Annotated in this window: 21 protein-coding genes; 2 read left to right on the forward strand and 19 right to left on the reverse strand. The window is 40.0% G+C overall.

What is annotated here, in order from left to right:
• Positions 1-75: 75 nt before the first annotated feature.
• The 13 genes from CFS04_RS07730 to CFS04_RS07790 all read right to left on the reverse strand — a co-directional run bounded on the left by CFS04_RS07730 (position 76) and on the right by CFS04_RS07790 (position 12,715).
• Positions 76-282 (reverse strand): DUF951 domain-containing protein, encoded by a 207-nt coding sequence (locus tag CFS04_RS07730; protein ID WP_369821467.1) that lies wholly within the window; start codon positions 280-282, stop codon positions 76-78.
• 26 nt (positions 283-308) lie between these two features.
• On the reverse strand, positions 309-1,154 hold the full coding sequence (locus tag CFS04_RS07735) for a ParB/RepB/Spo0J family partition protein (protein WP_088810072.1): 846 nt from the start codon (positions 1,152-1,154) through the stop codon (positions 309-311).
• Positions 1,147-1,908 (reverse strand): ParA family protein, encoded by a 762-nt coding sequence (locus CFS04_RS07740; protein ID WP_088810073.1) that lies wholly within the window; start codon positions 1,906-1,908, stop codon positions 1,147-1,149. The genes CFS04_RS07735 and CFS04_RS07740 overlap by 8 nt, the downstream gene beginning before the upstream one ends.
• A 188-nt stretch (positions 1,909-2,096) precedes the next feature.
• On the reverse strand, positions 2,097-2,834 hold the full coding sequence (locus tag CFS04_RS07745; protein WP_088810074.1) for a transcriptional regulator: 738 nt from the start codon (positions 2,832-2,834) through the stop codon (positions 2,097-2,099).
• A gap of 106 nt (positions 2,835-2,940) precedes the next feature.
• Entirely contained in the window at positions 2,941-3,246 is a 306-nt protein-coding gene (locus CFS04_RS07750; RefSeq protein ID WP_088810075.1) for a hypothetical protein, read from the reverse strand.
• Positions 3,247-3,259: 13 nt separating this feature from the next.
• Complete coding sequence (noc, locus tag CFS04_RS07755; protein ID WP_088810076.1) at positions 3,260-4,114, reverse strand: nucleoid occlusion protein; 855 nt, start codon at positions 4,112-4,114, stop codon at positions 3,260-3,262.
• A gap of 71 nt (positions 4,115-4,185) precedes the next feature.
• Positions 4,186-4,902 carry a 16S rRNA (guanine(527)-N(7))-methyltransferase RsmG gene (gene rsmG / locus CFS04_RS07760; RefSeq protein ID WP_088810077.1) on the reverse strand — a complete coding sequence of 239 codons (717 nt, stop codon included), beginning with the start codon at positions 4,900-4,902 and terminating at the stop codon, positions 4,186-4,188.
• A gap of 133 nt (positions 4,903-5,035) precedes the next feature.
• Positions 5,036-6,922, reverse strand: coding sequence for a tRNA uridine-5-carboxymethylaminomethyl(34) synthesis enzyme MnmG (gene mnmG / locus CFS04_RS07765; RefSeq protein WP_088810078.1), 1,887 nt, complete (start codon positions 6,920-6,922; stop codon positions 5,036-5,038).
• 12 nt (positions 6,923-6,934) lie between these two features.
• Positions 6,935-8,308: a tRNA uridine-5-carboxymethylaminomethyl(34) synthesis GTPase MnmE gene (mnmE, locus tag CFS04_RS07770; protein WP_088810079.1), complete on the reverse strand. Its 1,374-nt coding sequence runs from the start codon at positions 8,306-8,308 to the stop codon at positions 6,935-6,937.
• A 191-nt stretch (positions 8,309-8,499) separates the two neighbouring features.
• Positions 8,500-9,747: a DUF1015 domain-containing protein gene (locus CFS04_RS07775; RefSeq protein ID WP_088810080.1), complete on the reverse strand. Its 1,248-nt coding sequence runs from the start codon at positions 9,745-9,747 to the stop codon at positions 8,500-8,502.
• 69 nt (positions 9,748-9,816) lie between these two features.
• Positions 9,817-11,001, reverse strand: a complete 1,185-nt coding sequence (locus CFS04_RS07780; protein ID WP_088810081.1) for a 3-phosphoglycerate dehydrogenase family protein — start codon at positions 10,999-11,001, stop codon at positions 9,817-9,819.
• Entirely contained in the window at positions 10,994-12,088 is a 1,095-nt protein-coding gene (gene serC / locus CFS04_RS07785) for a 3-phosphoserine/phosphohydroxythreonine transaminase (protein ID WP_088810082.1), read from the reverse strand. The genes CFS04_RS07780 and serC overlap by 8 nt, the downstream gene beginning before the upstream one ends.
• Positions 12,089-12,361: 273 nt before the next feature.
• Entirely contained in the window at positions 12,362-12,715 is a 354-nt protein-coding gene (locus CFS04_RS07790; protein WP_088810083.1) for a hypothetical protein, read from the reverse strand.
• A gap of 202 nt (positions 12,716-12,917) precedes the next feature.
• Between CFS04_RS07790 and CFS04_RS07795 the strand changes: the two genes are divergently transcribed.
• The gene (locus CFS04_RS07795) at positions 12,918-13,517 is read left to right on the forward strand and encodes a nitroreductase family protein (RefSeq protein ID WP_088810084.1); all 600 of its coding nucleotides are present in this window, start codon (positions 12,918-12,920) and stop codon (positions 13,515-13,517) included.
• Positions 13,518-13,555: 38 nt separating this feature from the next.
• Here the strand turns inward: CFS04_RS07795 and CFS04_RS07800 are convergent, their stop codons facing one another.
• On the reverse strand, positions 13,556-13,873 hold the full coding sequence (locus tag CFS04_RS07800) for a co-chaperone YbbN (RefSeq protein ID WP_088810085.1): 318 nt from the start codon (positions 13,871-13,873) through the stop codon (positions 13,556-13,558).
• Positions 13,874-13,938: 65 nt separating this feature from the next.
• Positions 13,939-15,288, reverse strand: coding sequence for a hypothetical protein (locus tag CFS04_RS07805; RefSeq protein WP_088810086.1), 1,350 nt, complete (start codon positions 15,286-15,288; stop codon positions 13,939-13,941).
• Between the two features lie 112 nt (positions 15,289-15,400).
• On the opposite strand from CFS04_RS07805, the gene CFS04_RS07810 reads away from it, so the two are divergent.
• Positions 15,401-15,784, forward strand: a complete 384-nt coding sequence (locus CFS04_RS07810; protein ID WP_220387119.1) for a VOC family protein — start codon at positions 15,401-15,403, stop codon at positions 15,782-15,784.
• Positions 15,785-15,927: 143 nt separating this feature from the next.
• Here the strand turns inward: CFS04_RS07810 and CFS04_RS07815 are convergent, their stop codons facing one another.
• From CFS04_RS07815 to CFS04_RS13045, 4 genes are read right to left on the reverse strand one after another with little or no spacing between them, the layout of a single operon-like run.
• Entirely contained in the window at positions 15,928-16,719 is a 792-nt protein-coding gene (locus CFS04_RS07815; protein ID WP_088810088.1) for a class A sortase, read from the reverse strand.
• Positions 16,720-16,748: 29 nt separating this feature from the next.
• Positions 16,749-17,261, reverse strand: coding sequence for a DUF4352 domain-containing protein (locus tag CFS04_RS07820; protein ID WP_088810089.1), 513 nt, complete (start codon positions 17,259-17,261; stop codon positions 16,749-16,751).
• Positions 17,258-17,482 (reverse strand): hypothetical protein, encoded by a 225-nt coding sequence (locus CFS04_RS07825; RefSeq protein ID WP_088816008.1) that lies wholly within the window; start codon positions 17,480-17,482, stop codon positions 17,258-17,260. Before CFS04_RS07825 ends, CFS04_RS07820 begins: the two co-directional genes overlap by 4 nt.
• Positions 17,483-17,541: 59 nt before the next feature.
• The gene (locus CFS04_RS13045) at positions 17,542-24,945 is read right to left on the reverse strand and encodes an isopeptide-forming domain-containing fimbrial protein (protein ID WP_088810091.1); all 7,404 of its coding nucleotides are present in this window, start codon (positions 24,943-24,945) and stop codon (positions 17,542-17,544) included.
• Between the last annotated feature and the right edge of the window lie 208 nt (positions 24,946-25,153).

Consider the following 25,153-nt stretch of genomic DNA (forward strand, 5'->3'; position numbering starts at 1 on the left):
AAATGATACTAATTATAGTGTAAGGTAGGCCATTTAATTATTCAACTATTTCAACTTAAAAAAAGAATCTAGATTCTAAGATCCAGATTCTTCAAATTTTGTAACTATTTTCTTCACTTTACGCTCAAACTCTCGTCTTGGCAGCATCACGCTATGCCCACAACCAACACACTTTATCCGAATATCCATTCCCATCCGAATAATTTGAAATTTATTTTCCCCACAAGGGTGAGGTTTTTTCATTTCAACAATATCGTTTAAGCCAAAATCTAATTTATCCAAACTCACTCACCCTTCCAAGAACTCCTTTAATCTAAATCGATATCTAAAATATCTAAAATCCTGTTCAAATCGTCGTCCGACAAAAATTCGATTTCAATCTTTCCTTTTTTATCTCGGCGTTTAATATTGACTGCTGTTCCAAATTTACTCCGCAATTGATCTTCACTTTCGCGAATATAAGCTGGTATCTTCTTAGGCTTTAATGTTTCACGTGAAACATTCTCATTTGTTTCCGTAACTAGTTTCTCTAACTGTCTAACAGTCAAGCCATCTTTCACCGTTTTTTTCGCAAGCGGTAAAATGTTTTTCTTTGCTTTTAAACCTAGCAACGCCCGACTATGTCCAACTGATAACGAGCCATCTCGCAGCATATCTTGAACTTCATCTGGTAAAGTTAACAACCTGATAAAATTAGCAATATACGGACGACTTTTCCCAACACGTTCCGCTAATCTGGCTTGTGTTAATTTTAAATTCTCCATTAAAAATGCGTATGATTCGGCCTCTTCTAGCGGAGATAAATCTTCACGTTGTAAGTTTTCTATAACGGAAAGCTCCATTAATTCAACATCGCTAAGTTGGCGTACAACAGCTGGTATTTCTTCTAAATTCGCCGCTTTGGAAGCTCTGAAACGTCGTTCACCTACTACAATTTGATACTTGTCATCAATTTGGCGTAAAATAATGGGCTGTAAAACACCGTGCGTCTTAATTGAATCCCGCAATTCATTGATGGCCTTCTTATCAAAATTCTTTCTTGGCTGAAATGGATTTGCTTCGATTTTCTGAGTTGCAACAAAAACAACTGCTTCTTCATTCGTATCCACTGTATTAAAAAGTGCATTTATACCTTTACCAAGGCCTTTAGCCATGCGAAATCACTTCCTTCGCTAGTTCTAAATAAACTTCTGCCCCTTTTGATTTTGCGTCGTATAGAAGAATCGGTTTCCCGTGGCTAGGCGCTTCACTAAGTCGAATATTTCTCGGAATGATTATATCAAACACTTTATTTTGGAAATATTTTTTAACTTCTTCAATGACTTGAAGACCTAAATTCGTTCGCGCATCTAGCATGGTTAGAAGTACTCCCTCAATTTGCAAATCTGCATTTAAATGCTTCTGTACAATTCGGATTGTATTTAACAACTGGCTAAGCCCTTCTAGCGCATAATATTCGCATTGAACTGGAATAAGCACAGAATCTGATGCAGTGAGCGCATTTAAAGTTAATAGTCCTAATGATGGTGGACAATCAATTATAATGTAATCGTACTCTTCTTTCAGCGTATCAATTGCTTTTTTAAGCCGGATTTCTCTAGAGATAGCTGGTACCAATTCCACTTCTGCCCCAGCAAGCTGAATAGTAGCCGGAACGACATCCAGATTATCTAATTCTGTCTTCTGTCTAACTTCTTGAATTGGAACATCATCAACGAGAACATTATAAACACAATTTGTAATCTCGCCTTTATTAATGCCCACTCCACTCGAAGCATTCCCTTGTGGATCAATGTCCACAAGCAAAACCTTCTTTCCTAAGAAAGCCAGGCTTGAACTCAAATTAACTGAAGATGTAGTCTTTCCTACACCACCCTTTTGATTTGCTAATGCAATAACTTTGGTCACTTTTTTCTCACCAACCCTTATCTACTTGCTGAAATATATATCTTCTTTTCTATTTTACCAAAACTTTTTGATTTCGTCTTATATTTCTTCAAAAAAATGTTTCACGTGAAACATTTTAACTGAATTCCATTGTTTTACAACACATAAAAAGACGCCGCAAAGGGCGCCCTTAAAGAATTTATAGCATATTATTTCGCTGAGATTTCATTTAAATTAAATGTTGCCTTAACTTCCAGTGCCTGCCAAGCCTTTTGATACATACGCAAAGTCAAATCTGGATCTCCTGCTTCAATACGCTCGATAATTGTTGGCGATAAGTCTGATTTTAGCGCCATATCAAGTTGAGACCACTTCTTAGCAATTCGCTTGGCAAAAACAAATTGACCTAGTCTCGCAGAAAAACTATCTAAATAGTGAACGATACCTTCGTTTTCATACGCAAGTTCTTTTAAAGTGTTAAAATCATAGTCGCTCATACCAATGCTTAGCTCGGCCTTTACACGACTTAGGAAAATTCGTTTTGCTTCTTCACGATAAGCTCCCATGTTATCTGTAAATGGGTTCTTATCTTTGAAATATCCTTTAGCAAAACAGTAGTATGTTTCAGATTCTGAGAAGGCAGTAAAATAAATAAGGCGGCAGTTTTTATCTTTAAAATGAATTTTCATTTCTTGAATAGGTTGGTCAATGGACGTTTCAATACGCGTGCTTTGCAGGGAATACGCTTGGCTCTTCCCTATCGTAAGATGAATATCTGGTAAAATTTGCTTGCCAGTACTCATTTTTCTTGTTTCCGCTTGTTCCAATTGTAACAGCCCTTGAAGAAGTAACGTTGCCATCAAAGGTTCTTCAAGAATTAAGTTGCGTACAAAGTCATACGCTTGAAATTCACCTTGTTCGTCTTTTACAAAAACAATTTTAGCCATACACCTGCGCGGTTAACCCGCTCCCTCCTTTATCTCTTATCTGTTTTTTACATTTTCCTTTTTCTATACCCTAAAAAAAGAAAAACAATCCCTTGCAAGATTGCCTCTAGTTGTTTGCTGCATCATACTTTTTCGCTTTTTTATACCAGCCATAAATATCACGTACGAGTAGGATAATATATACGAAAGCAACAATGTACATTAAATAACCTAATCCCATATTTAAAAATGCTCTTGCCGTGCTCACTTCAGACGCCGCACGACTCGTCAACATCGGGTACATAAAGAAAATAACCATGCGTTGCGGTTGCAAGCTCAAGATAGCCGTTGTAATAGAAGATACGAATGATGGTAAAATCATTGCCGCGCAACTAATTCCGATAATATGCCAAATAATTTTCACGATTTTCATAACAGATTCCTCCCTATGATTTATTTTTTGGAATCTGAATCGTAATCTCAAAAAATTCCTCGGATTCCTGCTCTTTAACTTCTAAGTCTAACCCACTTTTTTGAACCAGCTGAACAGATTCTTTAATCGTGTTAAGCGCAATGCGAACATCCTTACTGACAGCCCGAATTTGTGGCTTTTTAGGCTTAGGAGCTTCTTCTTTTTTTGTTAAAATTTCTTGAATAAGTTGGTCGGTTTGTTTCACATTAAAATTTTGCTTGATAATTTCGTTTAAAACCAATGTTTGCTGCGCCTCTGTTTCAAGAGCGAGAAGCGCACGCGCATGCCTCTCAGAAATATCTTTCACCAAAACCGCGTCCTGAACCTCTTTAGGCAACTTCAAAAGCCGTAGTTTATTCGCAATAGCCGATTGGCTCTTCCCAACTTGTTTCGCTAAATCGCCTTGCGTCACACTTTGCATATCAAGAAGCGCATCATACGCTTTCGCTTCCTCAATTGGCGTCAACTGTTCGCGCTGCAAATTTTCAATTAATGCAACCGCAGCCGTCTCATCATCATTAAAATTCTGAATAATCGCAGGGATTTTTTCTAAATTTAAATGGCGTGCCGCACGATACCTTCTTTCTCCAGCAATAATTTCATAGCCGCCATCTTTTATTTCGCGCACTACGATGGGCTGAATTAAACCGTGAATTTGGATGGTTTCAGCCAATTCTTCAATTTTATCTTGATTAAAAACCGTTCGCGGTTGAAATTGGTTAGGTATAATGGAATCAATTGACAGCTCTTCAACATGTTTTTGCAAACTCATTTCTTCGGCTTCGTTATTCTCATTTTTATCCTTTTTTCCAAATAGTGAAAAAGCCATGCAGTTTCGTCCTTTCCAAGCTTCGTTCGCTCATTTTAAGTCCTACTTCTATTTTAGCAGAATGAAAAACATTACTCAATCGGTTGTTTATTCGGGGTTCCCGCCTTACGCGGATACTTATTCGGTGTTTCCTTTGTTTTTTCAATGACATATATATTTCGTTCGCTTCGCTCAACCGGAAGTTCAAACGCAAAATGATTCGTCACTTTTCCCCCAAAAAGAGAAATTGCCTTTGCAGCCACTTCGAGCTCCTGCTCCGCCTGCTGTGCCTTCATCGCAAGGAAAACTCCGCCTTTTTTCACAAGCGGTAAGCATAGCTCCGACAACACACTCATTCGCGCAACGGCACGAGCTGTTACGAGGTCAAACTGCGCCCGGTGTGCCTTGTTTTGGCCGAATGTTTCCGCGCGGTCATGATAGAAATTCACATTTCCAAGTTGCATTTGTTTCGCCAAATGATTCAAAAATGTAATTCGTTTCGCGAGGGAATCGACAATGCTAACTTCAAGGTGTGGGAAGCAAATTTTAAGTGGAATGCTTGGAAAACCAGCGCCCGCCCCAACATCACAGACAGATTTAACATTTGTAAAATCTACAAAAAAAGCAGCCGAAATCGAATCATAGAAATGTTTCAAATACACGTCTTGTTTTTCAGTGATTGCGGTTAAATTCATCTTTTCATTCCATTCGACCAGCGTTTTATAGTAACAATCAAATTGATTCATTTGATCTTCATTTAAAAGAATGCCTTTTTCAGCAAGAGCAGCCTTAAATTGTTCTGGATTCATTTTCTTCCCCTTTTCCAATCATTTTCCATTTTATTTTATCATAACTCGGGCATTCTTGTTAGACTATACCAACAAAAAAAAGCATTTAAATCGGAATCAGCCAAGCTAAAACCTGTTTAAATGCTTCTTAAGCTTATTTCACTTTCGCAATTTTTCCTTGTTCAATATAAACGAGCAAAATGGAAATATCTGCTGGGTTGACGCCGCTAATTCGGCTAGCTTGTGCGATGGAAAGTGGTCGAATTTTTTTGAGCTTTTCAACCGCTTCTGTCGCAAGTCCGAAAATCGCGTCATAATCAATATTTTCAGGGATTTTCTTGTCTTCCATGCGCTTCATTTTTTCAACTTGCTGATAGGACTTTTCGATGTAGCCTTCATATTTGATTTGAATTTCCACTTGTTCTGCAACATCCGGTGAAGCAATTGTTTCACGTGGAACAATTTGGATGATTTTTTCGTATGTCAATTCTGGACGGCGCAAGAAATCTGCGGCTAAAATACCATCTTTAAGTTCGGCGCTACCTAAACTGCGTAGCATCGCTTGGACTTCCTCAGTCGGCTTAATTCGCGTCTTTTGGAGGCGTCTGATTTCTGCTTCAATTTTGGCTTTCTTTTCTAGGAAGCGAGCGTAGCGAGCATCCGAAATCAAACCAATTTCATGTCCAATTTCCGTTAGGCGCAAATCCGCATTATCATGGCGTAGGAGTAAACGGTATTCTGCGCGAGAGGTCAATAGACGGTACGGTTCCTCCGTCCCCTTTGTAACCAAATCATCAATTAAAACACCAATATACGCCTCGTCGCGGCCTAGAATAATTGCGTCCTTGCCTTGCACCTTGCGGCAAGCGTTAATTCCCGCCATCAGGCCTTGACCGGCCGCTTCCTCATAGCCACTCGTGCCGTTCAGTTGTCCGGCTGTAAACAAGCCCGGAATAAGTTTCGTTTCAAGCGATGGCCAGAGCTGGTCAGGCATCACAGCATCATATTCAATCGCGTAGCCCACACGCATCATTTCAACATTTTCAAGCCCCGGAATCGTCCGAAGCATTTTTTCTTGAACGTCTTCTGGCAAGCTCGTTGAAAGCCCTTGGACATAAACTTCTTCAGTGTTGCGACCTTCCGGTTCAAGGAAGATTTGATGGCGCGGCTTATCACTAAAACGCACGATTTTGTCTTCAATGGACGGGCAATAACGCGCGCCCGTTCCTTTTTTCGTGGCTGTAAACATTGGCGAGCGACTTAAATTTTCATTAATAATGGTATGTGTGCCTTCATTTGTGTAAGTGAGCCAACACGGCAATTGGTCAAGCACCATGCTAGTTGTTTCAAAGCTAAATGAACGCGGGTTTTCGTCTCCCGGTTGAATTTCTGCTTGCGAATAATCAATCGAACTTGATTTGACACGCGGAGGGGTGCCCGTTTTAAAACGTCTTAAAATGAAGCCTAATTCCTCCAAGTGTTCGGACAGCTTGACGGACGGTTGCTGATTGTTTGGACCACTGGAATATCTTAGTTCGCCGACAATAATTTCACCGCGCGAAAAAGTACCCGTCGTTAAAATGACAGCATCCGCCGTGTATTTTGCACCGCCATTTGTAATGACACCTTTGCAAACTCCGTCTTCGATGACTAGGCGATCAACGAGACCTTGCTTTAGCGTAATATTAGGCTCTTTTTCGATGGTGTGCTTCATTTCGTGCTGATAATCCCATTTGTCCGACTGTGCACGGAGCGCGCGCACTGCTGGGCCTTTTCCGGTGTTTAGCATGCGCATTTGCACATACGTTTTATCCGTGTTACGTCCCATTTCGCCGCCGAGCGCATCGATTTCGCGTACGACAACGCCTTTTGCGGGACCGCCGACAGACGGATTACACGGCATGAATGCCACCATATCCAAATTAATTGTGAGCATGAGCGTTTTTGCGCCCATACGCCCGCTAGCTAAGCCTGCTTCAACGCCTGCGTGGCCAGCTCCAACGACAATAACATCATATTGTCCTGCATCATAAATTTGCATCTATTTCACTCCTTATTTTCCAAGGCAAAACTGATTAAATAATTGATCTAATAATTCGTCCTGTACCGAGTCGCCTGTAATTTCGCCTAGCAAGTCCCAGGCGCGGGTCATATCAATTTGCACGATATCAACTGGCATTCCTGTTTCAACACCTAAAATGACAGCGTCTAGCGCGTCTGACGCCTGATGAAGCAAGGCGATGTGGCGCACGTTTGAAACATACGTCGCATCTCCAGCATCAATTTCGCCAGTGAAGAAGAGCGTTTTAATTGCTTCCTCAAGCTCCACAATGCCGCCGTCCGTTAACATGGATGTTTCTACGACTGGTTGCCCGCCTGCTAAACGCGTGACGCTAGCGATATCTATTTTGCGTTCTAAATCGGTTTTGTTTAACACGACAACAAAACGGGTTCCGCGTGCGGCTTCAAAAAGCGCCTCGTCCTCTTTCGTTAGCGGTTCATTTTGGTTCAAAACGAGCAACAGAAAATCGGCTTCTGCGAGAGCTTTTCGTGATCGTTCTATCCCGATTTTTTCTACAATATCCTCGGTTTCGCGAATGCCCGCCGTATCAATCAAGCGAAGCGGCACGCCGCGCACATTCACGTACTCTTCAATGATGTCACGCGTCGTTCCTGCGATGTCCGTGACAATCGCTTTATCTTCCTGAATGAGCTGATTCAAAAGCGATGATTTCCCCACATTTGGTCGGCCGATAATGGCCGTCGCAAGACCTTCTCGTAGAATTTTCCCCTGACTTGCGGTTTGAAGCAACTGATTCACCGATGCTTTCACGAGGTGCGTTTTCTCGAGTAGCATTTTCACGGTCATTTCTTCCACGTCGTCGTATTCTGGGTAGTCGATGTTCACCTCGACTTGCGCTAGCGCGTCTAAAATTTCCTGTCTAAGGCTCCGGATTAAGCGCGACAAATTGCCGTCCATTTGCTTGAGCGCAATGCCCATCGCTCTGTCCGTTTTCGCTCGAATTAAGTCCATCACGGCTTCCGCTTGTGATAAATCAATTCTTCCGTTTAAAAAGGCGCGTTTTGTGAACTCTCCTGGTTCAGCTAGGCGAGCGCCACTTCTTAGTAGGAGCTGCAACACCTGATTCACCGATACGATGCCACCATGGCAATTGATCTCCACAACATCTTCACGTGTAAACGTCCGTGGCGCACGCATAACCGAGACCATCACCTCTTCAATTGTTTCGCCTTCTTCTTTTATATGACCATAATGAATGGTATGACTTTCTGCGTCACTAAGCCGTTTTTTGGCATAAAAAATACGATCCGCTACTGGAATCGCCTCATCACCGCTTAATCGAATAATTGCAATGGCACCCTCGCCTGGCGGTGTTGAGATCGCAGCAATAGTATCAAAATCCATTCTACCCCACCTTTCTCCGCAACAAAACGGATAAATTTAGTTTGAATAAATTTTCATTTGCACTCAACAGTTCGCTCTGCTTTCACCAAAGCTTGCTATTCACAAGTTATAAAATTTAATATCTACTATTTTAACTTATCCACATGTGAATAACAACCGTTTTTTTAAAATTAGACTGATGAAGATTATCATCAGTCTAATTTACTTTCTAGTTCGTGGACAAAAAGACCGCTTAATAGTTTAGGTTCAAACCATGTGGATTTTGGTGGCATAATTTCATTGGCGTCTGCCACGCTTAGTAGGTCATTCATTGTTGGCGGGTACATGGCGAAGGCAATAGAAAATTCGCCACTATCTACGCGTTTTTCTAGTTCGGAAAGGCCGCGAATGCCGCCAACAAAATCGATGCGGTCGTCACGTCTAATATCGCGGATGTCGAAAATCGGTGTGAGCACTTCATTTTGGAGAATCGAAACATCAAGGCTGCCGATGACATCATTCGGTATGCGACTTTTTTTGGCGGTTAAGCCGTACCAATTGCCGCCTGTGTAAAGTCCAATTTGTTTTGGCGCGCTTGGTTTAAACGGCGCAGATTGTTTTTCTGTGATGTCAAAACGCGCTTTTAGTTGGTCGAAGAAATCGGTCGGGATAGGTACATTTAAAACGCGATTGTAGTCGAGGATTTCGAGTTCTTCAGCCGGGAATAAGACAGCTAAAAAGAAATTGAATTCCGCGTCTGGCCCTTCATTCGGGTGCGCCTCCCTCCGTTTTAATCCTACCTTAACAGCCGATTCCGTGCGATGGTGGCCGTCCGCAATGTAAAGCGCCGGAATGGACGCGAATGCCGCCGAAATGCTTGCGACAATGTCCGCATCGTCAATATGCCAAACCTTGTGTGCCACATCGTTAAAGCTTGTAAAATCATAAATAGGGTCGTTTTCAGCCTTAAATTGCTGAATCACAGCATTGATTTCTGCTTTTCCACGGTACGTCAAAAAAATCGGACTCGTATTCGCATCACAAGTGTCAACATGACGAATCCGGTCGAGCTCTTTTTCCTCCCGCGTGAACTCATGCTTTTTAATCTTCCCAGAAATATAGTCGTCAATCGCCGTCGTTGCTGCAATCCCCGTCTGCGTGCGCCCATTCATCTCCAGTTCATAAATGTAAAAACCCGCACGAACATCTTTTTTCAACCATTCTTTTTGTAAAAACGCCCGTAAATTTTCTTTCGCTTTTAAGTAAACCATGTCATCATACGGCGATAATGATTTCTCAAGATCAATTTCCGCTTTATCAATATGTAAAAATGAATATTCATTCGCATCGCCTAGCACCCTTGCTTCTGCACTACTTAAAACATCGTATGGCAAGGACGCCATTTTATTCGCTACATTTTCATTCGGTCTTACTGCCTGAAACGGTCGTACATTCACCATTAGTTTTCCTCCTAAATTTGAAGAGCCTCAAGAAATTTCTCAAGGCTCCATTATTTCCCGGGAAATAATTTATACCGTAACGCCTAAAGGCTCGATAATTCGCACACGCAAAATGCCACCAACAGCTTCTAATTCAAGCTTGATTGCTTCTAAACTATTGGAATCATTTCGGTCCATATCGACTAGCGTATATGCATAATCGCCGCGGCTACGGTTCGTTAAATCCATAATGTTCATCGCATGATTCGCGACAATCGTCGTCACTTGTCCAACCATGTTCGGGATATTGCGGTGGCACACACCAATTCGCGGATGCCCGTTATAGGGCATATCAACCGCTGGATAGTTCACCGAATTTTTGATGCTACCTGTTTCTAAGAAATATTGTAATTCGCGGGACGCCATCAGCGCACAATTGGTTTCCGCTTCTTCCGTTGAAGCACCAAGGTGAGGTAGGACGCGAACTTTTTCCGTTTGAAGCAGCTGCTTGGTTGCAAAGTCAGTAATATACATGCGCAATTGATTGGCTTCTAGCGCCTCACAAATTGCGTCTTGATTCACAAGTTCCCCGCGGGAGAAGTTAAGCAACACGGCGTTTTGCTTTAATAAAAGCAAGGTTTCCGCATTGAACATTTCGCGCGTATTGTCGCGCAGCGGAACATGAACCGTAATATAGTCGCATGTCGCTAAAACTTCTTCAAGTGTGATGGCACGTTTGACGTCTTTTGAAATCTTCCATGCCGTGTCCACCGAAACATACGGGTCAAAGCCAACGACATCCATACCGAGCGCCACCGCATCATTGGCAACCAGTGCACCAATCGCGCCAAGTCCAATAATACCTAATTTTTTCCCATAAAGCTCCGTTCCAGAAAAAGCCTTTTTGCCCGCTTCTACTTTCGTTTCAACATCCTCGTCATCGATTCCTTGCACCCAAATGTTGCCCTCGATAATCGGCCGAGCCGCCATAAATAAACTCGCAAGCACTAACTCCTTCACCGCATTTGCATTGGCTCCAGGCGTATTAAATACGACAATACCGCGCTCCGAGCAGACTTCAAGCGGAATATTATTCACACCCGCACCAGCGCGCGCAATCGCCTTTAATGATTCTGGGAAATCATAATCGTGCAGACCATAACTTCTAAGTAAAATACCATCAGGGGACGCATTCGCATCAAGCACATATTTTTCCAAATCAAAAGTTCTTAACCCCTCATCGGCAATCGCATTTAACGTTTCAATATTAAACATGAACCTTTCCCCCTTCATGGCTACGTGCAAAATCCTTCATAAAAGCAACAAGCGCCTCAACGCCTTCAATTGGAAACGCATTGTACACGCTCGCCCGCATTCCGCCAACCGAACGATGCCCTTTTAAATTCACAAAACCTTTTTTTAGAGCCTCTTTTATAAACGCTTGATCTAGTTCTGCGTCACCGGTCGTAAAAGGAATATTTGTCAGCGAACGAACAGACGGCTCAACAGGTGAGCTAAATAGATTCGATTCATCGATATACGAATAAAGCAGACCTGCTTTTCGGCGATTCAAAGCCTCCATGCCGCTCACACCACCTTGCGCCTTAATCCATTCGAATACTAGTTTCGCCACATATATCGCAAACGTAGGCGGCGTATTGTGCATCGACCCATCATCTGCCATCACCTGATAATCAAGCATAGAAGACAAGTTCTCCGCCCCCCCAATTAAATCCTCGCGAACAATGACAATCGTAAGTCCAGCTGGGCCGATATTTTTTTGCGCACCCGCATAAATAAGTCCAAAATCACGCACATCGTAGTGGCTCGCTAAAATATTCGATGACATATCCGCAACTAACGGCACATCACCCGTCTTAGGCACGTTAAATATCGCTGTTCCTTCAATCGTATTGTTTGCTGTAATATGCAAATAAGCTGCATCTTCAGACGGTGCAGGGATATTTGGAATATAGCTGAAATTTCTATCTTCAGATGACGCAATGACGGAAGTCGTAACATTCGGCAGCTTTTTAGCCTCTGAAATTGCCTTTTTCGACCAACTTCCTGTATTCACAAATTCTATTTTTTTGCCTTGCGCTAAATTTAAAGGCACCATCGCAAATTGTAAACTTGCACCGCCTTGTAAAAAAAGCACTTTGTAATTATCTGGAATATCCATTAACTCGCGAAGCAGCTGCTCGGCCGAATCAATAATTTCTTGAAAAAGTGCAGACCTATGGCTTAGCTCCATGACTGACATCCCTGATCCTTTATACGATAATAGTTCTTCTTGGACTTGCTTTAGTACTGGAACTGGCAAAGTTGCCGGTCCCGCTGAAAAATTATAGACACGCTCCACTCATCATCGCTCCTGTTCACAGTCATTTTACTAAAAAACGAATCACCAGTATTTCTTCTCAAAAGGTTACCAATCATTTGCGCCAACCGGTGAGACATGAGCCTTTTTTGTTTTTTTCGACAAGACACCTACTTTCGAAATTGTGAAGTTAGCCACAATTTTTTAAATTGCTTAAAAAAACTGTCTTTTTATACTTTTGTATATTATAGCAGAAGCTCTTTTGAATTTAAACAAAAAAATAGCAAACGACCATGATAGTCGCTTGCTATTTCCCTACATTAATTCAATATTCACTATATCGCTAAATTGAACGGCATAGATAATTCCAAGTACATCTTGCAGTAAAATCTCCTGCGTTACTTCATCTAATTCGAGAGGCACAAGCTCTAACGTGCGTACCCAGCCTAACCCGTGAAAAGCTTCCGGATCTTCAAATGGAGCCAAGTTTAAATGGGCTACGTCGGCCTCCTCAAAATATTGCAAACGCACCAGCCATTCTCGTTTTATGGCATCTTGAAGTGTAATAAGAAAACTTTCTTGTTCCACAACATCGCGCACTGGACGCACTTTTAAAGACGCTAGACTGGTATCAAATTCAATTTCTTTTAGCGGCAAAGCATAAACCATTATCATCACCTCTTCCTAATTTTATTATACGAACAAACGTTCTTTTTTGCAAGTTTTTTATTCTTACTTTTAAATTTTTTCATTTAGAACCACAACATAGATAGCGTTTACATGAACTTTTCTCGAAATTTTATAGTTGAAATTAAAAATATAGTTGCTATACTTATGTAAGTAGATAACATTTAAAAAGGAGTTTTAATCAATGACAAATACATTTTTAGATTCAATTAAAGTTCGCCGTTCCATCTATGCTTTAGACAAAAACGTCTCTTTATCACAAAACGAAATCGAGGACATCATCAAGGAAGCCGTTAAATTAAGCCCATCTTCTTTTAATTCCCAAAGTTCTCGTGCCGTTATTCTTTTTGGAGAAAGCCATGACAAGCTTTGGAATATGACGGAGGAAACGCTTCGCGGCATCGTTCCTGCTGAAAGCTTTGCGTCCACTGAAGAAAAAATCGCTTCATTCCGTGCTGGCTACGGCACCGTTTTATTCTTTGAAGATACAGAAGTTATCGAAGGCTTACAAGAAAACTTCGCTTTATACGCAGACAACTTCCCAATCTGGTCTGAACAATCAACTGGTATCGCGCAACATTCTGTATGGGTGGCACTTGCAAACGCTGGAATTGGCGCGTCCTTGCAACATTACAACCCCCTAATTGATGATGCTGTACAAGCTGAGTTCGACCTTCCAGCAAACTGGAACTTACGCGCACAAATGCCATTTGGTAACATTGTCGCTGAACCAGGTGAAAAAGAATTTATCGATGACGAAAAACGTTTCCGTACGTTTAAATAAAAAAAGAAGCCACATGTCGCTGAATGACATGTGGCTTTTTAAATGAAACTTTTTACACGACTACGAAGCTCCTCGCAACTTACAATTCCCGCAATACTCCCTTTTATTTCACCATCCACAATTACGATGGAATTCGGAATCCCTTTCACTTGAAAACGCTCCGCAAGTGGTCTTTCTTTATCTATATTTACCTTCACAACTTGAATAAATTCGCCTTCCATCTCAGAAAATCGGTCTAGCGTTGGCCAAAAACATCGGCACGGTGCGCACCATTCTGCCCAAAAATTCAATAATATTCTCGGATGATTGGAAATTAATTCGTCAAGTTCCTCTTCTTTCGCATGTATAATCGCCATTTCCCTCACCTCTCGTTCAGATTATGCCAAAGTCCATTATGCGTCAAGCAAACGAGCTTAGGTGTTTACTTTTTAACACTTTTCACATATTTTTTTATCCCGATAAACCAGTAACTCATAATCGCAAGTGCAATTACACCAGCAGCAAAAAGCAAATCTGGGAGAAAAGCATGCTCAAAATTTCCTTTACCGCCGAGCGCGTAGACAACATTTGTGATCGTCAACTTTTCAGAAAAAAGGCTCCCCAGGAAAAGCAAGAACACCAATGTAATTTGATGTGCAATACTGCCTAATTTATTCCAACGACTTCGGAGCAACAAGCTCGCGTCTTTCATCGCGTCCGACGAATGACTATACGCCTGCCGATTTAAAAACCGGCCCGTCATTGAAGAAAACATGCCTATAATGAAAACGCCAATTGAAATCGTCCATGGGAAAACCATACAGACTACCCCAATGGCTATTCCTATCGCGTATAGCTCCAAAATCGGGCGCTTTTTCCAAAATTTCTTAAACAACGGTTCAAATAGCAGTGAAAATATAATGCCGAAAAAATACACTAAATAAATTCTAAACATCATGTAATTGAAATTTTGCTCTGCTAAAGAGTAAAACGTCCCATATAAGAGGGCAAAACTAACGGCCATTCCTTGACCAAGTGAAAAATAGTGAACGAGCACGGATAGTTTTAAAACAGGACGGAAGCGAATAAGCGTCACGGTTAAGATGATAATCCCTACTAGGCAGGCTAGAACTGCAAGGGTTACTAGGCTTGCCAAATCAGTTGTTCGGACACCTTTTATAACGAAAATGATGGCTGAAAACACAAGAAAAATAATAAATGGGCGCATTAAAAAGCCGGTTTTTTCAATTCTCCCCACTTCATAATTTGGCAATTTGTAAACAAAATAGAAAGTCACAACTAAAAGTAGCGCATAAAATAAGAACGCCACCCATGGAAAAGTAAACTTCACGAGGAAGATTGCGGCACAAATTGCGACAAGGAGAACAGAAAGCGCAGCTAAGTAATTTTTATTGCTCATTTTTCTCCCATAAAAAAATCGCTCGTGATATTGCAAAGTAATGTAAAGTGGCAGAATCATACTGCTTGAAATTCCGATAAAAACGGCACCGATTTCAATCCAAAATGTTGCGAACGGGGCAAGCGTGGCAATTAGCGAACCGAATATGCCCATGCATAAAAGTAGCAATAAATGCTGTTTGGCGTTCATTCTTCTACCGAATGCGTTAAATAAAAATGTTCCTGTGTAATTAAACACGTAAAAAATAATAAGTGCGGCATAGCCGTTTAGCCAGCCTTCGTACTCATTTCCGACTAAAATAAATAGTAGATATGGCAAAAATGGCGCTGCATTCACAACCGCATACATATAAAACTTCCCTCTAGGGCTCATCCAATTCAACCTCCCTATTCCTTTTCAATCATACACTTTTTCTAGCGACTTTTCACACATTATTAGCCATGTTATAATGCAAAAAAAGACGTTTTTAGAAGGAGGAATTCAGTTGAAAGAAATCAATTCTTTTCTAATGTTCCAAAATAAAGCGGCTGAACAGGCGATACAGCTCTATTTAGAAACTTTTCGTGATGCGGAGATACTCTTCATAAATAAACAGCCAAATGAAGCTGATGGCATCATGCTTGGGAAAATCAAAATCCATAATTTAGAAATTTTCATAAGCGATAGCAGCGTTAAACACGATTTTGATTTCACCCCATCTACTTCTTTTTTCATTAACTGTGAGGATTTAGAAGAACTCGAATCCTATCTTGCCCTACTTTCCGCAGATGGCAAAGTTTTAATGCCTCTAGATAACTACGGATTTAGCCAAAAATTCGCATGGGTATCAGACCGCTTCGGCATTTCATGGCAACTAAATCTACCATAATGTTTCACGTGAAACAATTTTTAAATCTCTCACAATAGGTTTGCGATGATAATTTTGTTTTCACCCATTTTTCGGCAAGCAAAAAGGAGACTCCAATACGCGAGACTCCTTTTCATTTTATTCTAAACTAATTGAGGCCTAGGTTATTTATTCTTTTTAGGCTTTCTCCACATAATCACAATTAAGAGGCCAACTATAAAAATAACACTTATTCCGATAATGATTGTCCAAAAGTTAAAGGTTGGCATTGTTTTCGTTTGAAAAACCATTTCGCTCTTACTTACTTGAGTTAATGAGAGTTTCTGTACTAAGTCTGCCGTTACAATGAGGCGATTTGTTGTTGCTGTTGGTTTGTCACAAGTAATAAGCGTAAGTGTAGGCTTTTCCGTTTGTTTCAACACATTTGTATTCGTTTCTGGAACTACTTTTACGTTTGAAATTTGGTAGCTGTATTGAAATGTGTCGTCTTGGAGATAAACCTTTTCTCCCTTTTTTGCATTCATAAGAGGACCAAAGAAAGCATTCTCTCGGTGAATATGATGGGCGGCTAAAACATAGTTACCCTCTCCCATTTTCCGGTCACTAACCACCGGAGCTGCACCTACATATAAATTTTCGTTTGTCATTTTTTGTAATATCGGTAGCTGGATATGGAGCTCCGGTATGCTAATTCCGCCAACAACATCCTCCGAATAGTTGTGCGTCGCTGATTTCGATATGCCTTTTACGGATGGTGGCTGTATATCTGCAGGCGTATTGCTCTTAGGAGCTTCTGTGCCCGCCTTATCTTCATTTGCTGCAAGTTCTTGACTTGTATACTGCGTTACATCATATTTAGTCGTCTGGTAAGTTAGGTATTCATTTTTCAGAAAAGGTATACTAAAAAGAAGAACACCAATCCAGATTAGCAAATAGCAAGTAATTCGGAATTTCATAACTTAGTGACTCCCTTATTTAAAACAGATTAATTCTGTATTTTTATCGATTTTTGTTGAGCTGTTTTTGTGCTTGAAATAACAAGTTCCAGACTATCTGCTTTTGCTGCTTTTGCAGGCATTTCAAAAACGAGTTGTCCTTCTTTACTTTCTCCCTTTGCTAAAGTACTCAAGAAAAAGACATCTTTCATTTTCCCGTCTTTATTTAAAGCGTTTGAAATTGTTGCGCTTTCAGATAATGGATATTCTTTTTTTGTTTTTGTATCTTTTATTTTAAATGTCAATAGGCTAGCCGGTTGCTCTTTATTAGCTTGATTGGTCATTTCAGCATCTAAGATGAGAAATGTTCCTGTTGCTTTCTTTTTCCACTCAGAAGTCCCGACTTGATCTGTCGTTTCTTGACTTAATACTTGTACTTTCATGTTGTCTACAACTGCACTAGTAGCTTCTTCTTTAAAATTAAACGCCCAGTAGCCTCCAAATCCAATCAAAACTACACTGACAACGATAATGAACAAATACCATTTATTACGTTTCTTCATTTTTGAATCTCTACTTTCTTTTTAAAATTGCGATGAAAAGTTGTTCGACATTTTGGACAGCTTACATTTTGCATTTTTTGTTGAATTGTAAAATGATAACCACACTTCTTACAATGAAAACTTACCTCTTTATTTTTTAAATAGGCTTGAATAATCGCTTCTTGTTCCTTTAGCGACTTCTTTTGAATCCTTGGATATGTTTCGGGCTCATTATTTTTCAATTTTTTATTTCCTTTCAAAAAATAGCTAGGCAAGACACTCTTGCCTAGCTATTGTTGTGTTAAGCGTTATTGTTACGTTTTCTGCGCGCTACAAGCGTAAGCGTGCCTAGTAGTACAAGTGCACCAGCAAGTATCCAAATCATGTTGTCGGTATCACCTGTATGAGGTAGATTACCAGCAGGATAATCAAGTGGTGGTGTTACTGTTGGTTTTTCCGAATAGATTGTTTTAGATGTTTCACCAAATGTTAGGCTCGCACTATTTGGAATACCCCCATTTTTAACAAATGGCGCTAATTCTTCGTTTGTCGCACTATCTTTGATTTTTGTCGTAATCGTCATTGTATACGTATGACCTGCTAGATACGAGAAGTCGCCATCTTTCTTCGCTAAGTCAAACGAAACGTTGTTTCCATCAATGTTTACTTGACCATTGCCTGTTACATCTGTTCCGTTTTCATCAACTACAGTAACATTTTGAATGTCTAGTAGGTCATTAACTGCATCGCTGATGTTAGCTTGTGCCCATGATGATGTTGTGTTTCCAAAGCTTGTTTTTACATGCCAGTCAAAGCTGTCATCGCGGTTTGCCAAGTCTAGGTGTTGTGTGTTCTCGACATCTTTATGAATCACTGGCTCCTCTGTTGGAGGAGTAACAGTTGGAATTTCAGAGTGAATCACTTCTCCGGCATTACCAAAGTGTAGATCCGCTTGGTTTGGAATTCCTCCTGAAGCAATATATGGTGCTAACTCTTCGTCTGTTGCACTATCTTTGATTTTTGTCGTAACTGTCATCGTGTACGTATGACCTGCTAAATACGTGAAATCGCCGTCTTTCATTGCTAAGTCAAACGAAATGTTGTTACCGTCAATGTTTACTTGACCATTGCCTGTTACATCTGTTCCGTTTTCATCAACTACAGTAACATTTTGAATGTCTAGTAAGTCGTTAATAGTATCGGTGATACTTGCTTCTGCCCATGTTGTTGTTGTGTTTCCAAAGCTTGTTTTTACATGCCAGTCAAAGCTGTCATCGCGGTTTGTTAAGTCTAGGTGTTGCACGTTTTCAACATCTTTATGAATCACTGGTTCCTCTGGCGGTGGAGTAACAGTTGGAATTTCAGAGTGAATCACTTCTCCGGCATCACCAAAGTGTAGATCCGCTTGGTTTGGAATTCCTCCTGAAGCAATATACGGTGCTAATTCTTCGTCTGTTGCACTATCTTTGATTTTTGTTGTAATCGTCATTGTATACGTATGACCTGCTAAATACGTGAAATCGCCATCTTTCATTGCTAAGTCAAACGAAATGTTGTTACCATCAATGTTTACTTGACCATTGCCTGTTACATCTGTTCCGTTTTCGTCAACTACAGTAACATTTTGAATGTCTAGTAAGTCGTTAATAGTATCGGTGATACTTGCTTCTGCCCATGATGTTGTTGTATTTCCAAAGCTTGTTTTTACATGCCAGTCAAAGCTGTCGTCACGATTTGTTAACTCTAGAGCTTGCGTGTCCTCGACATCTTTATGAATCACTGGTTCCTCTGGCGGTGGAGTAACAGTTGGAATTTCAGAGTGAATCACTTCTCCGGCATTACCAAAGTGTAGATCCGCTTGGTTTGGAATTCCTCCTGAAGCAATATATGGTGCTAATTCTTCGTCTGTTGCACTATCTTTGATTTTCGTTGTGATTGTCATCGTGTACGTATGACCTGCTAAATATGTGAAATCGCCATTTTTCATTGCTAAGTCAAACGAAATGTTGTTACCGTCAATGTTTACTTGACCATTGCTTGTTACGTCTGTTCCATTTTCATCAACTACAGTAACATTTTGAATGTCTAGTAAGTCGTTAATAGTATCGGTGATACTTGCTTCTGCCCATGATGTTGTTGTGTTTCCAAAAGTTGCATTTACATGCCAGTCAAAGCTGTCATCGCGGTTTGTTAAGTCTAGGTGTTGCACGTTTTCCACATCTTTATGAATCACTGGTTCCTCTGGCGGTGGAGTAACAGTTGGAATTTCAGAATGAATCACTTCTCCAGCATTACCGAAGTGTAGATCTGCTTGGTTTGGAATTCCTCCTGATGCGATATATGGTGCTAATTCTTCGTCTGTCGCACTAGCTTTGATTTTGGTTGTAATTGTCATCGTGTACGTATGACCTGCTAAATACGTGAAATCACCATTTTTCATTGCTAAATCAAATGAAATGTTGTTGCCGTCAATGTTTACTTGACCATTGGCTGTTACATCTGTTCCGTTTTCATCAACTACAGTAACATTTTGAATTTCTAGTAAGTCATTGATTGTATCCGTAATACTTGCTTCTGTCCATGATGTTGTTGTGTTTCCAAACTCTGCGTTCACATGCCAGTCAAAGCTGTCATCACGGTTTGTTAAATCTACATGTTGTGTGTTTTCCACATCTTTATGAATCACTGGTTCCTCCGGCGGAGGCGTCACAGTTGGAATTTCAGAGTGAATCACTTCTCCAGCATTACCAAAGTGTAAATCTGCTTGGTTTGGAATTCCTCCTGATGCGATATATGGTGCTAATTCTTCATCTGTTGCACTATCTTTGATTTTTGTCGTAATCGTCATCGTGTACGTATGACCTGCTAAATATGTGAAATCGCCATTTTGCGTTGCTAAGTCAAACGAAATGTTATTACCATCAATGTTTACTTGACCATTACTTGTTACGTCTGTTCCATTTTCATCAACTACAGTAACATTTTGAATGTCTAGTAAGTCGTTAATGGTATCGGTGATACTTGCTTCTGTCCATGTTGTTGTTGTGTTTCCAAAAGTTGCATTTACATGCCAGTCAAAGCTATCATCGCGGTTTGTTAAGTCAAGGTGTTGCACGTTTTCAACATCTTTATGAATCACTGGTTCTTCTGGCGGTGGAGTAACAGTTGGAATTTCAGAGTGAATCACTTCTCCAGCATTACCGAAGTGTAGATCCGCTTGGTTTGGAATTCCTCCTGAAGCAATATACGGTGCTAATTCTGCGTCTGTTGTGCTATCTTTAATTTTTGTCGTAACTGTCATCGTGTACGTATGACCTGCTAAATATGCGAAATCGCCATTTTGCGTTGCTAAGTCAAACGAAATGTTATTACCATCAATGTTTACTTGACCATTACTTGTTACGTCTGTTCCATTTTCATCAACTACAGTAACATTTTGAATATCTAGTAAGTCGTTAATGGTATCGGTGATACTTGCTTCTGCCCATGATGTTGTTGTGTTTCCAAAAGTTGCATTTACATGCCAGTCAAAGCTATCATCACGATTTGTTAAGTCTACATGTTGTGTATTCTCAACATCTTTATGAATGACTGGTTCCTCTGGCGGTGGAGTAACAGTTGGAATTTCAGAGTGAATCACTTCTCCGGCATCACCAAAGTGTAGATCCGCTTGGTTTGGAATTCCTCCTGAAGCAATATATGGTGCTAATTCTTCATCTGTTGCACTATCTTTGATTTTTGTCGTAATCGTCATCGTGTACGTATGACCTGCTAAATATGCGAAATCGCCATTTTGCGTTGCTAAGTCAAACGAAATGTTATTACCATCAATGTTTACTTGACCATTACTTGTTACGTCTGTTCCATTTTCATCAACTACAGTAACATTTTGAATATCTAGTAAGTCGTTAATGGTATCGGTGATACTTGCTTCTGCCCATGATGTTGTTGTGTTTCCAAAAGTTGCATTTACATGCCAGTCAAAGCTATCATCACGATTTGTTAAGTCTACATGTTGTGTATTCTCAACATCTTTATGAATGACTGGTTCCTCTGGCGGTGGAGTAACAGTTGGAATTTCAGAGTGAATCACTTCTCCGGCATCACCAAAGTGTAGATCCGCTTGGTTTGGAATTCCTCCTGAAGCAATATATGGTGCTAATTCTTCATCTGTTGCACTATCTTTGATTTTTGTCGTAATCGTCATCGTGTACGTATGACCTGCTAAATAATTAAAACTACCATCTTGCATCGCTAAGTCAAACGAAATGTTATTACCATCAATGTTTACTTGACCATTGCTTGTTACATCTGTTCCGTTTTCATCAACTACAGTAACATTTTGAATATCTAGTGAGTCGTTAATGGTATCGGTGATACTTGCTTCTGTCCATGTTGATGTTGTGTTTCCAAAAATTGCATTTACATGCCAGTCAAAGCTATCATCACGATTTGTTAAGTCTACATGTTGTGTGTTCTCAACATCTTTATGAATGACTGGTTCTTCCGGTACATCATTAACAACGACACCAACACGTTCAGGTTCAACAGCTTGTAGATTGTTAGAAGCATAAGCAAATGAATTCCATGCTGCACGAGTTTGTTCATCGATTGTTGGGTTTGTTAAACTTGCATCTAACACTGTTGGTGCTTGCATAGAGAAGTTTAACGCGATGTTATCACCAGTATTAAAGCTTGCATTATCAAGTAAAGTAATCTTAAAGCTGTGAATTTGACTCCAATCCATTACAGATGTTGCGTCCATCCAATTTGGTTGTTGCGCATCTATTGGATTTGTAATTGGAGTTGTTGTTTCTGGATAAAGAACGTTTTCTGTTAAATCATCTCTAGTCGGATTAGTAGCCGTACTATAAGTGATGGCTACTTTTCCAGCCCATTCAGCCGGAACTGTAATCGGACCCGTCATAATTGGTGTAAATTGGCTTCCCCGTTGTGTATTATCTGTAATACCTAAATCGCCAACAGAAGGAAGTACGTCCATTAATACCATTTGATTAACTTGGGTTTCTCCGTCATTTGTAAGATTAAGTTGATAATCAATTGTTCCACCTAATGAAGTATGACCAAATTTAGAAAACTCCGTATCTTGGTCGCCTTTAACAAGTTTAGAAGTCGTAATCTTATCTTCGCGAAGAATATAGTATTTATTACCTGAAACTACTAAGTTTTCATCTACATTACCATTGCCATTAATATCATTTGTATCTTGTACTTTAACAGAATTAGTAATAACATCCCCGGTTTGTGTTGGAACGTCAAAATTAGCGTCTCCAACCGAACCATAGACCATTGGTGTTAAAGTAGATGGTGCATCTTCGGCAATATTAACAGCGAAGAAATAAGAAATGGATTTTCCAGGATATAAACTATCTTCATTCCATTTAACGTGAATTAGTTGTTGCCCCGTTCCATTGTAGTTGGAATCAACTATTTTAATAGTTCCCTCTTCGTTATTTCCATCAGTGGTAGCTGATCCCCACGTAAGCTGATCAGCCATTTGATACATAGGATTCGCTTCATCCACGGTAACCCCTTTTGGAAGCAACAACATCTCTTCTAATGGACTTCCTGCTTTTTCTACAGAAGAAGTGTCATTAGCTAATTGACCTTGAACAAAATTTCTTCCTGGTTGAACAATCCCGTTTTCTTGATTTACTATTTTGATAGAGCTACTAAGAATTGGAATCGAACCTGCTGGTTTTGGAACAATGGTTGCCGTTCTCTCGCCTGTCAGCGTCGAACTATCATTCATATCAGCATCATTATTCCAAGAAACTTGATTTCCTGCTACATCATAACCTGTAACATCATAGGAAACCGTATTAGAAATTGTACCTGTATATCCAGACTCCACACTATAGTACATATAAATCCAATTGTTATATCCTGCTGGTCGATATTGATAGGAATACCGAATCTTACTAACATGCGTCCCATCAGCAATTCCATAATCATGTAATTTATATGTTCCTGGTCCAACACCTTGTGCTAGTAATTGTTCTTGCCCATTAATCGTGACATAGATATCCACTTTCGATTCTTTTGAAGGGTCAACAGAAACCGCATCAGGAGGAGCAAAATCTGGGTTATAGTCACTAGGATTAATCACAAACTCACTTAAATTTAGTGCGTCATCAATATTATAATTAACTTCGTATTTATCATAATCCATCGTACGACTATTTGTTGTGTAGTTTGTTAACGCTATAGAAAACCCTAAACGAGCACTATCATATACACTTGGATTTGGATTAGCACTATCTCCGCCAACACCGCCTTCTGCATCCTTAGGACCATAATGCACTGGAGTAATAAGCGTTCCAGATGGTGCTGGAACATCTCCACCAAATGGACCCGCATACGTCTTAGCGGTTGCATCCTTAGAAATCGCTTGATCACTGTAATCTACAGCTGAAACCGTAGCGGTATTCGTATAGGATGTTATCTCCGTTATGCCCGCATCATAAGTCGTACGGACTTCAATCGTTTTATTAAATAAGGAATCTCCGCTTGCTACTGCTTTTTGTGCATCAATCGTAGGTGCATCAAATTCCCATGTTACAGTTCGTGCTGCGCTATCATACACTCCGCCAGAATCATCACTAACATAAGTTAATCCCGCGGGAATCGTATCTACTACTTTAATTTTACTTCCTTCTTTAAAGTAAAGTAAGCCTGTGTCTTTTGCATCTGCATTAACTTTGATAGACCATACACCAGTATCGCCTTCTACTGCTGGATCACTACTTGCAGTACCATTTTTCAATGTTTCTACATATGCTTTTGAAACCGAAACACTTGATGAAGCTTTTGCTGTAACAGTTGCATCATCTGTTGCATTTCCAGTAAAATTATCAGCTGTGAAACTAGCCTTTGCAACGAACTGTGTTCCATCCGTTGTGACACCATTTTCAGTGTGTACCTTAATAATTACTTGCTCTGCTTGCCCAGCACTTAATGTATCAAAATGATACGTTAAACGATGTGCATTAGCATCATAGCTTGGAACAACATTGAAAATGGCCAACTCATTTAAATCCTGCGTAAATGAACCATTCGCTGGAAGATCAATAGTAATATTTGCATTTTGATATGTTATTTGACTTCCTGTTACTTTAAAGTTCAAAGCAAAAACAGTATCTTGCCCTGCTTGAACAGAAGCGTTCACTGGAGCAATATCAATATCAGCATTGACAGTCCCAGATTTAAGTGAAGGCGTTCCTAACGAGCTTTCTGCCGTAATTAGCAATGTGTTTGATGTGTGATCCACACCATCTATAGTTGTTTTACCGATAAGACCATAATTACCCGCTTTTTCAGCCTTCAATGTTAAATCAGCGGCGTTATCTTTTTTATCCTCATTCCAAGTAATCGTGATTTCTGATTTATCTTGGTTAAAAGTTGCAGTTTTAATGTTTGCTTTTAAGTTGTTGTCGGCAACTTTATCAAAGGAAATATCATTTGGGATTGCAATTGTTGCTGTATCACCACTTGTTTGGGAAATATGAACATCAAAATTAGAGCCCGTTTTAACGTTCTGATTTTCCGTTGATAATTTAAGCACTTGATCTTCTGTACCTGAGTTAGTGTTTGTTGCAGCTAAACTAACAATGGGAGATACAAGCGTTTGAATGATCAATAGCAAAATTGCAATGCCAGCAAATCCTTTTTTGAAATTTGGCATCTTTCTTCCCTTCCTTTGTAATCTATTAATTTGATAAACATCCTTTCTCTTACGAAATGTGGTTGCATATAATATCGTATGCCATTAGATTTTAGCATTACTAACTTCAAAACCTATGCGTAATTTACACATTTAAAAAAATTTTTGTGACTATTTTTAAAACATTAGTCAATCTCTATTAAACCATTGCTTTCACTATCCTAAAACA

The organism is Listeria sp. ILCC796 (assembly GCF_900186175.1).
Lineage (GTDB): Bacteria > Bacillota > Bacilli > Lactobacillales > Listeriaceae > Listeria > Listeria goaensis.

Excerpts from the sequence above, each read along its gene's own strand:
- CFS04_RS07805 (WP_088810086.1), bottom strand. The coding sequence starts at position 15,288 with ATGAGCCCTAGAGGGAAGTTTTATATGTATGCGGTTGTGAATGCAGCG.
- CFS04_RS07775 (WP_088810080.1), bottom strand. The coding sequence starts at position 9,747 with ATGGTGAATGTACGACCGTTTCAGGCAGTAAGACCGAATGAAAATGTA.
- CFS04_RS07790 (WP_088810083.1), bottom strand. The coding sequence starts at position 12,715 with ATGGTTTATGCTTTGCCGCTAAAAGAAATTGAATTTGATACCAGTCTA.
- CFS04_RS07800 (WP_088810085.1), bottom strand. The coding sequence starts at position 13,873 with ATGGCGATTATACATGCGAAAGAAGAGGAACTTGACGAATTAATTTCC.
- noc (WP_088810076.1), bottom strand. The coding sequence starts at position 4,114 with ATGGCTTTTTCACTATTTGGAAAAAAGGATAAAAATGAGAATAACGAA.
- CFS04_RS07750 (WP_088810075.1), bottom strand. The coding sequence starts at position 3,246 with ATGAAAATCGTGAAAATTATTTGGCATATTATCGGAATTAGTTGCGCG.
- mnmE (WP_088810079.1), bottom strand. The coding sequence starts at position 8,308 with ATGGATTTTGATACTATTGCTGCGATCTCAACACCGCCAGGCGAGGGT.
- rsmG (WP_088810077.1), bottom strand. The coding sequence starts at position 4,902 with ATGAATCCAGAACAATTTAAGGCTGCTCTTGCTGAAAAAGGCATTCTT.
- CFS04_RS07795 (WP_088810084.1), top strand. The coding sequence starts at position 12,918 with ATGACAAATACATTTTTAGATTCAATTAAAGTTCGCCGTTCCATCTAT.
- mnmG (WP_088810078.1), bottom strand. The coding sequence starts at position 6,922 with ATGCAAATTTATGATGCAGGACAATATGATGTTATTGTCGTTGGAGCT.
- CFS04_RS07745 (WP_088810074.1), bottom strand. The coding sequence starts at position 2,834 with ATGGCTAAAATTGTTTTTGTAAAAGACGAACAAGGTGAATTTCAAGCG.
- CFS04_RS07780 (WP_088810081.1), bottom strand. The coding sequence starts at position 11,001 with ATGTTTAATATTGAAACGTTAAATGCGATTGCCGATGAGGGGTTAAGA.
- CFS04_RS07815 (WP_088810088.1), bottom strand. The coding sequence starts at position 16,719 with ATGAAATTCCGAATTACTTGCTATTTGCTAATCTGGATTGGTGTTCTT.
- CFS04_RS07820 (WP_088810089.1), bottom strand. The coding sequence starts at position 17,261 with ATGAAGAAACGTAATAAATGGTATTTGTTCATTATCGTTGTCAGTGTA.
- CFS04_RS13045 (WP_088810091.1), bottom strand. The coding sequence starts at position 24,945 with ATGCCAAATTTCAAAAAAGGATTTGCTGGCATTGCAATTTTGCTATTG.
- CFS04_RS07735 (WP_088810072.1), bottom strand. The coding sequence starts at position 1,154 with ATGGCTAAAGGCCTTGGTAAAGGTATAAATGCACTTTTTAATACAGTG.